The 5798-nt window shown below is 67.4% G+C and carries 1 protein-coding gene; it reads left to right on the top strand.

Features of this window, described 5'->3' with window-relative positions; genetic code table 11:
• A partial coding sequence (locus Q0Z44_RS17945; protein ID WP_298015324.1) for a hypothetical protein occupies nucleotides 1–5798 on the top strand: 5798 nt, incomplete at both ends.

Raw genomic sequence — 5798 nt, 5'->3', positions numbered from 1 at the left:
TACGACCACCTGGTGCAGCAGTTCAATCCCTACGACGACCTGCTCCAACAAGACACGGCGCAGGCCTTGCGCTCGTCCATGTCCACCGCAGTGGACCGCCAGCCCGATGTCGAGGCCCGGCTGCAGACCCTGGCGCGCGATTACCAGATGCCGGTCGAGGCCGTGCGCGTGCGGCAGACCGAGATCGAGCGCAAGGCCCGGCTGGATGCGGTCGACTACGACACCCTGGCTCGCGAGTTCCCCAAGACCGCCAACACTCTGGCCGACCCCATGCGCGCCGGCGTCGCCCACGACGACGTGGACAACATGACGATGCTCGAGCGGGGGCTCCGACAGTTCAGCGGCGGGCTGGTGGACTGGGCGGGCGGCCGGATCAACGGCGTGGGAGTGGCACTCGACATCGCGCACCGCAACATCACGGGTGCCTTGGTCGACATGCTGCCCACCCCGCGCGGCGGAGCGATGACCGCGGGCGCCAGACAGGCCGCAATGGGCCCCAGCCTCGGCACGGATTGGCGCACCACTGGGCAAGCGGTCAGGGGCTACGCCAGAGAAGATCTGATGGTTCCCGCGGCGCGGCAGTCGTTCGGGGATCATGTGCTCGCGGGCCTGGGCCAGATCGCGGGCCAGGTCGTCACCTACCCGGTCAGCGGAGGTGCGGCGGGCCTGTACCTGGACGGCCTCACCGCGATGGATGACAAGGTGGGCAAGGACGACGCGAGTCAGGGCACCAAGGACTTGGCCACGGTCGGCGGGGCCGTCGTCACTGCGGTTTCGGAAAAGTGGGCGCTGGATAAGCTGCTTGGGCCCGTAGCCGCGCCCGCCAAGAACGCGCTTGTCGGTGCGCTCACCCGCATAGGCATCGCCTCTGCGTCCGAGGGTGCGCAGGAAGCCGCGGAGAGCGTTGCGCAAGACCTGCTGCGCCAGGCCCTCACCAATCCCGATGCCAAGGTGGCCTTGGCTGAAGCCGCAGATGAGGGCAGTGTGGGGGCTGCTGTGGGCGGCATCGTCCGCACCCTGGTGGAGTCGGCGCTGCACGTCCGCGCTCGCCACGGGTACCGGACAGCGGAAGCCCTCGCGGCGGAGGTGCGCGCCGGTGCCTTGGAGGATCTGACCCGCGTAGCGCAGGCCAGCAAGCTGCGGGGCCGTGACGTTGCAGCATTCGAGCAGTTCGTGCAGGACGCTGCACGCGAGACCGGCCTGGAGGAGGTCTACATCTCGGCACAAGCTCTCGCGCAGTCCGGCAAGCTCGATGAGATCTCGGCGGCGTCCCCATCCGTGGCTCAGCAAGTCGAGACTGCACTCGATACGGGCAGTGACATCCGGATCCCCGTTGAGGAGTTCGCAGCCAGGATCGCCGGCGCCGGGCTTGCCCAAGACCTGCTTGGCGACGTCAAGACCGAGCCGGGGGGCATGACACACAACGAGGCCCGGGCCTTCGCACGTGACCAACTTGAGGGCATCACCGAACAGCTGGCCGAGCAGATCCAGGCGCGGCAACGCAACGAGGCGGCCGAGCAGGACGCGCGCGCAATAGAGGCCGCAGTGCTTGACCAACTCAACGCCGCCGGCCGCTTCTCGCCTGCGGTGAACAAGGCCTATGCGCAGCTCCCGCGGGCCTTCTTCGAGACGCTGGGCCAGCGCATCGGCGTGAACCCGCGCGAGCTGTTCGAGCACTTCGCTCCCACCATTGCGGCCGAGGGTGTCACCGGGCCAGCGATGCTCGACCAGAGCGCAACGCTGGACGAAGTGCGCCGCCAATGGGACGAGGCAGGCGTGCAACACAGTCTGCTGGAGTCCGGCGACACCATCACGCTGGCCAAGATCGTCGTGCCCGAGGATGCGCGCAGCACGGGTATGGGCACGTCCGCCATGCAGACGCTGGTCGACTATGCAGATCGCACGGGCAAGAACATCGTGCTGTCACCTTCTGCTGACTTCGGCGGCAACAAGGCCCGGCTGACCAACTTCTACAGGCGGTTTGGCTTCATCGAGAACAAGGGGCGCAATCGCGCGTTCACCGTGTCCGAGGGTATGTATCGCCCTGGGCCCGGCAAGGTGCTGTATCAGTCGCAGCGCGGGGGCTTCGTACCCGCAGAATTCACCAAGGACGGCAAGCCTGTCATTGCGCTGTTCAAGGGGGCAGACCTGTCCACGTTCCTGCATGAGGCAGCGCATTGGTTCCTGGAAACCTATGCGACCGTGGCTAAGGACGCGGCCCTGCTGCAAGGCGACATGCAGATCCTGCTGGACTGGATGGGCGTCCAAGACCTGGCCACCTGGCAGGCGATGACCCTGGAGCAAAAGCGTGTCCACCATGAGCAGTTCGCCCGGGGCTTCGAGAAGTACCTGGCCGAGGGGCGCGCGCCGTCGTTCGAACTGGGCCAGATGTTCGCCCGCTTCCGCGACTGGCTGGTCGCGGTGTACCGCAACCTCGCCGGCCTGAATGTCGAACTGTCGGATGAGGTGCGGGCCGTGATGGCTCGCATGCTGGCCACAGACGACCAGATCCGCCAGGCCGAGGCCGCGCGCAACATGGCGCCGCTGTTCAAGTCCGCGGAGGATGCCGCCGAGCACGGGGTGGACTGGCGCGAATACAAGAGCCTGGACAAGCACGCCACAGCGCAAGCTGTGGAGCAACTGGAAGCCCGCAGCGTGCGGGACATGGCGTGGACATCGCGCCTGCGCGCGGACACTGTCCGCAAGCTCAACAGGGAAGCTATCGAGATCCGCAAGCAGGTGCGTGCGGAAGTCGAGGCCGAGGTGCAAGCCTGGCCGGTGTACGCGGCCGCCCGCTGGCTCAAGCGAGGCGAGGTGACAGGGGCCGATGGCGAGCAGATCAAGGCCGAAGCCGGCCACCGGTTAAGCATCCCAGCCCTGCGGCAGATGTACCCCGAGGGTGCCCTGGGCGCGATCGAGTGGCAGAAACTTGGCTATGGCGCCTACGGCATGCTGGCCGAAAACGGGATGCACCCCGACCAAGTTGCCGAGATGTTCGGCTTCGGGTCGGGGGACGCCATGGTGCGCGAACTGCTGGACGCCCAGCCGATGCAGACCGTGATTGACGGCATGACGGACCAGCGCATGCTTGAAGAGCACGGCGACTTGTCGAGCCCGCAGGCAATCGCCCGGGCCGCCGACGAGGCGATCCACAACGACGTGCGCACGCGCTTCCTCGCCACCGAACTGGCAGGCCTGCGCAAGGCAGTGGGCGGGGCGCGCGAACTGGCGCGCATGGCCAAGGAGCAGGCGGCCCGCATGGTCAACAACACGCCGGCCGGCAAACTGCGCCCCGCACAGTTCGCGGCGGCTGAGTTGCGGGCTGGCAAGGCCGCGGAGGACGCGCTGCGCCGCGGTGAGGTGGACGAGGCTGTGCGCCAGAAGCGATACCAGCTGATCAACCACGCGGCGACGCGGGCGGCCTATGAGGCACAGGCCGAGGCGACCAAGACCCTGGCGCTCTTTCGCTCGATCGCGGAAGGCAGCGCGGAGACCGCGGGCAAGAGCCGCAACATGGATCTGGTCAACACGGCGCGCGCCATCCTGGCCGAGTATGGCGTCGGCATGCGCGGCAAGAACCCGCGCGCCTACATGGACGCGGTCAAGGCCTACGACCCCGAGCTGTTCGCCACGGTCGAGCCCATGCTGCAGGAGGCTGAGCAGAACGCCAAACCGCTGGACCAGTTGACGATCGGCGAGCTTCGGGCGCTGCGTGATCACATCGACTCGCTGTGGTACCTGGCACGCCGCGAGAAGCTGGTGGAGATCGACGGCCAGATGATGGAGCGCGGCCAGGTCACCGAGGCACTGGCGGCCCGTTTGGACGCGCTCGGCGTGCCCGAGACAGTGCCCGGCGAGGGTCAGGCAGTCACGGAAGGCGAGAAGCGCGTGCGCTACCTCATGGGCGCCCGTGCGGCGCTGCGCCGAGTGGAGTCCTGGGTGTCCCGAATGGATGGCCGGCGCGCGTCCGGCGTCTTTCGTCGGTTCGTCTTCACGCCCATCAGCGAGGCCGCCGACGCCTACCGGGCTGACACGGGGGCCTATCTGAAGCGCTATCGGGATCTGCTGCGCGCCATTGAGCCGACGCTGGTGGCCGGGCGCATAGACGCCCCGGAGCTGGGCAGCGGCTACACGTTCGGCGCCTCCAAGGGTGACGCCGGCATGGCCGAACTGCTGCACGCGGTCCTCCACACCGGCAACGAGTCCAACCGGCGCAAGCTGCTGCTGGGCCGGGGTTGGGGCTCGGAGACGGCCGAGGGCGGCCTGGACACCCGCGCCTGGGATAGCTTTGTGCAGCGCATGATCAGGGAGGGCAAGCTCAAGCGCGAGCACTTCGAGTTCGTGCAAGGCGTCTGGGATCTGCTGGAGGAGACCAAGCCGCTCGCGCAGCGCACGCACCGCGAGGTGTTTGGCCGCTACTTCGATGAGGTCTCTGCCGAGAGCTTCACCAACCAGTTTGGCACCTGGCGCGGCGGCTACGTGCCGGCCATCACGGACACGTTCGAGGTGCAGGACGCCGCGATCAACGCCGAACTGGAGGCGGTGAACCAAGGCAACGCCTACATGTTCCCGGCCACCGCGCGCGGCTTTACCAAGTCCCGTGTGGAGTACAACCGACCGCTGGCGCTGGACCTGCGTCTTCTGCCCCAGCACATCGACAAGGTGCTGCTGTTCGCCCACATGGAGCCCAAGGTGCGCGACGTGATGCGCACACTGCGCGCCAGGGGACTGGCCGGCAAGCTCAACCGCTACGACCCGGTGGCCTACACGGACTTGCTGCTGCCCTGGCTCAACCGGGCGGCCAAGCAGACCGTGGAGACCCCTTCCACCGGTTGGGGCGGCAAGTTGGCCGACCGCTTCTTCCGGGCGGCTCGATCGCGGGCGGGCATGGCTGCGATGTTCGGCAACCTGACGAACGCCATGCAGCAGGTCACCGGCTTTACTGTGGCCGCGGTTCGGGTCAAGCCGGGGCTCCTGGCCAGCGCCTCTGTGCGCTACATGCGGGCGCCTGCAGAGGTCTCTGCCGAGGTGGCTCGGCTTTCGCCGTTCATGGCCAACCGGCTGGACGGCCAGGCTATGCGCATGCGTCAGGACATCGAGGAGCTGCTGGTCAACCCCGGCCCCTATGAGAAGGCCCAGACCTGGACCGCACGGCATGCCTACTTCCTGCAGTCGGCCTTCCAGAACGTGGTGGACGTCATCACCTGGTCGGGCGCCTACGATCAAGCTCTGGCCGAGGGCAAGGCGGAACGCGAAGCGATCCGGGAAGCCAACGCCGCGGTGCGGGAGACCCAGGGCAGCATGCAGCCCGAGGACATTTCCCGCTTCGAGTCCGGGCCCGCGTTCACCAGACTGTTCACGCAGTTCGCCGGCTACTTCAACAACATGGCGAACCTGCTCGGAACTGAGTTCGCCAGCGTTTCTCAGGAGATGGGCCTACGCAAAGGCGCCGGGCGGCTGTTCTACGTGTTCCTGCTGGGCTTCCTCGTGCCAGCCTGGCTCTCTGAGGCGATCGTGCAAGCCATGCGCGGCGGCCCAGACGATGAAGAGGGGGACGGGTACCTGGACGAGTTTCTGCAGATGCTGATCGGTGCGCCCCTTCGTACGGCGGCCGCAATGGTGCCGGTGGTCGGCCAAGTGGGCACCGTGGCGGTGAACTCGTTCAACGGCAAGCCGTATGACGACCGAATGAGCACGGCGCCGGCTGTCAGCATGATCGAGTCGGCAGCCCGTGCGCCGCAGTCGGTCTACAACGCTGTGCTGGAGGACGGAAGCGCCAAGCGGGCACTGCGCGACAC

The sequence above is a fragment of the uncultured Aquabacterium sp. genome, assembly GCF_947366995.1.
Taxonomy (GTDB): domain Bacteria; phylum Pseudomonadota; class Gammaproteobacteria; order Burkholderiales; family Burkholderiaceae_C; genus Aquabacterium.
The sequence above is the reverse complement of the archived record's forward strand: the minus strand, read 5'-3'. Positions and strand labels throughout refer to the sequence as shown.